This is a genomic window from Wolbachia pipientis (assembly GCF_023661085.1).
Classification (GTDB): Bacteria; Pseudomonadota; Alphaproteobacteria; order Rickettsiales; family Anaplasmataceae; genus Wolbachia.
Map to the genome: position 1 here is coordinate 1 of NZ_JAHDJT010000131.1, position 3,337 is coordinate 3,337.

The 3,337-nt window shown below is 36.3% G+C and carries 3 protein-coding genes; 2 read left to right on the forward strand and 1 reads right to left on the reverse strand.

What is annotated here, in order from left to right:
- Positions 1–192: 192 nt before the first annotated feature.
- Complete coding sequence (locus DM84_RS05445) at positions 193–645, reverse strand: hypothetical protein (protein WP_250778946.1); 453 nt, start codon at positions 643–645, stop codon at positions 193–195.
- A 140-nt stretch (positions 646–785) separates the two neighbouring features.
- Here DM84_RS05445 and DM84_RS05450 point away from each other — a divergent pair, with 140 nt between their 5' ends.
- Complete coding sequence (locus DM84_RS05450) at positions 786–1,841, forward strand: aspartate-semialdehyde dehydrogenase (protein WP_250778948.1); 1,056 nt, start codon at positions 786–788, stop codon at positions 1,839–1,841.
- A gap of 161 nt (positions 1,842–2,002) precedes the next feature.
- Positions 2,003–3,166 carry a multidrug effflux MFS transporter gene (locus DM84_RS05455; RefSeq protein WP_250778950.1) on the forward strand — a complete coding sequence of 388 codons (1,164 nt, stop codon included), beginning with the start codon at positions 2,003–2,005 and terminating at the stop codon, positions 3,164–3,166.
- The last annotated feature ends 171 nt before the right edge of the window (positions 3,167–3,337 follow it).

The following is a 3,337-nucleotide window of genomic DNA, read 5'->3' on the forward strand; positions in this document are numbered from 1 at the left end:
CTTGTCATTTTAACCTGTACAGATTGGGAAGTTAAACAAATAGCTTCAGTACCATTATAGGAGGGTTGGAGAAACTTGTCAAGTAGTTTTTTGTTTCTATTGGATGACGTTATAGCTTTTTTCACTGTTGTCCATCCGCTTTTTGTGTAGTGGAATTGGTATAATTCCACTTGCTACGCAACAAAAGCACAGCTAGGGCTTTTTGTGCTTTCCATGCTCCACTTGTTTAACATTACTCTTCTTAAGCTTGCTGCTTATTCCTTTCTCATGCTTACCGTCCGTGCGAATTATTTTTGCCTCATCTTCCGCTTCACTATAGTATTTATTTCGCGACCTTTTATATGCTTCGTATGCTTCCCTGCTTTCATATATAGGGTTGCTGATAGTTTCTATTTTTTCGGGTGTGAAAACTTTTGCTAAAAACCTTCCTATAATTGGTATTGATTTCAAGAAATGCCTTAGCTTTAAAGGCTGTTGTCCTGTTTCTAGAAACCGTGTTTTAACAGTTTTTACAGAATACCTTTCATCATTAAAATTCGGAAATTTCCTTCTTGCCACTTGAATCCTTGACTCATTGGTTCCCTTAGGTCCTGGAGGTGTAGATGTTGCAGGTTTAACCTTAGTTTCATCATACTTTTTGCTCATCTCTCACTTTACCGCGTAATATTATTAATCTTGCATAAGAATAACTAAATTATGGTTAATTGCAAGGTAAAAATATTAAAACAATTGTAAATTTTGTCGGTGAAAATATAATATAACTTTAAGTTAGAGGTTCATCTATAATGGGACATAAAATTGCTGTTATTGGAGCAACAGGAAGAGTGGGACGCGAGGTGCTGAGCATACTTGCTGAGTTTCAAGACGAAGAAAAAATTTCGATAGATTCTATTACCGTACTTGCATCAAAAAAATCAAAGGGAAAGAAGGTGAGTTTTGGTGATGAAGAACTAACTGTCTTATGTCTTGAAGATTATGATTTTGTTGGAGCCAATATAGCCATTTTCTGCGCTGGTGCTTATGTTTCTGAAAAATACGTACCAATTGCAACTGAAGCCGGATGCGTTGTGATAGATAACAGTTTCCACTTCAGGATGAAAGAGGGTGTACCGCTGATCATTCCAGAGATTAATAAAGAAAAAATCATGGAATACAAAAACCATAACATAATATCCAATCCAAACTGTACTATAATACAGATGTTGCTAGTACTGCACTTATTACACCAAAAAGCAAAAATAAAGAGAATTGTTGCTTCAACTTATCAATCAACCTCTGGCGCAGGCAAAGCAGCAATGGATGAACTTTATCATCAGACAAAAAAGATCTTTATGAATGAAACCAAAAAACCCGAGATATTTCCTAAGCAAATAGCATTTAATTGTATTCCTCACATAGGAGAATTCATGGAAGATGGTTTCACAAAAGAGGAATGGAAAATGCAAGAGGAAACAAAAAAAATCTTGGGAGAAGATATAAAAGTTACTGCAACTTGCGTGAGGGTGCCCGTTTTTATTGGTCATGCTATAGCAGTGAATGTAGAGTTTTATCAGCCTATAACTGAAGAACAAGCTTGTAAAGTGCTAAGTGAAACCGAAGACAATGGAATTTTAGTGTATGATAGGCGCGAAGGTGGCGAATATACAACTCAAATTGATGTTGTACAGGAGGACGCTGTATATGTATCGCGTATTAGAAAAGACAATACCGTTGAACACGGATTAAACATGTGGATAGTGGCTGACAATCTGCGTAAAGGTGCAGCACTAAATATAGTGCAGATTCTCGAGATTTTGGCAAGGGAACGCTGTAACTTCTGTACACCAAGTGGTAGTGCGTAATGCACGAATATTTTACCAAGTGAAGGAAAATAACAACGGAGAGAGTTATTTCAATTACTTCTTTACGTGAGTATTCCCAGTAATTTTGGTGAAGTAATGAAAAATATTCTTTGCTAAACGCTTTAGATGCGATACTTTTATCCATTAGTTGAAAATTTTAAATGCTACTACCTTTTCTGTTGATCTTATCTTTAATTGCCAAGTTTATTGAAATCGATGTTTCTGTACCTAGCTTTCCGGATATGGTGCGCTATTTCAATGTGTCAGAAGGCACAATTCAATTAACTATTGCTTACAATTTCCTAGGTTTTTGCATAGGAGGGTTATTCTTTGGTCCATTGTCTGAATGCTATGGCAGAAGGAGAATTATGATCATAGGCAACACTTTGCTGCTCGTTGGTGCTGTTGGCTGTGTTTTTGCACCTTCAGTTTTTTGGCTTTTAATTTCTCGCTTTATTCAAGGCATTGGTGTTAGCACATCTGTAGTTGTATTTGCAATCGTTGCAGATAGCTATAAAGGCGACGAAGCAGTGAAATTTATCGGAATCATGAATTCTGTTCTCACAGTTGTTATGGCAGTTGCACCGGTTTTAGGCAGTTTCATCAATGAAATTGTGGGATGGCGTGGTAATTATACAAGTGTTGCAATACTTTGTTTAATCTCCTGGGTTTTGCTGCTTTTTCTGTTGCCGGAAACGAAAAAGGACCGCGATATCTTTAATTTGAAAAAAATGATGAAAGACTATGGGAAGCTATCATTGAGTTCAAAATTTATGGCACTATCTTTGATAATGAGCCTTTTTTCTGCTGCTTGTATGTCATTTATCACTTGTGGACCCTTTTTATACATGGAGACTTTTGGTTTGCCCAGCGCTATTTATGCACTGCATCAAGGTGCAATAGTTGGATCCTTCTCACTCGTCAGTCTATTTACTGGCAAGATCTTACAGAAACTTGGGGCAATAAGGTGTGTAATTTATGGTGTAAGTGTGATCATGATTGGGTCTATATTGCTTTTGATATTCAGTGTAATCACACCCCATTCTTTCTACTTAGTAACACTATCTATGGTCATTTTTGTTATTGGTTGTGCAATTTGCCAGGCAGTGCTTTTTAACGCATCATTGAATGTTTTCCCTGGAATCAGAGGTACAGCTTCTTCTGCAGTTTCATTTATCAGATCTTTTATTATGGCTGTTTTTATTGGCTTAACGAGCTGTGTTTACAATGGTCAAGCAATCAGTGCAGCTATTCTTGTTTTGTCTGCATCAGTACTAGCATTTATTTTTACTGTTTATTTATTGCTTTTAAAAGATGCAGTGTAAATGAATAACTCCATCTAGGTTCAAGTTCTTTTATACCTATATATTCCACTATATGTTCAGAAGTCATGGAAATTCAATAGCAACAAAAAAACTGCTTGACAAATTCCAACAATTTCATTATCATAACACTAAGGGTATTTCTGACTCAAAACTTGTTTTTGATCTGCAGGC

Bases quoted from the DNA above. Each gene is read 5' to 3' on its own strand.
- DM84_RS05450 (WP_250778948.1), top strand. From the start codon at position 786: ATGGGACATAAAATTGCTGTTATTGGAGCAACAGGAAGAGTGGGACGC.
- DM84_RS05455 (WP_250778950.1), top strand. From the start codon at position 2,003: ATGCTACTACCTTTTCTGTTGATCTTATCTTTAATTGCCAAGTTTATT.
- DM84_RS05445 (WP_250778946.1), bottom strand. From the start codon at position 645: ATGAGCAAAAAGTATGATGAAACTAAGGTTAAACCTGCAACATCTACA.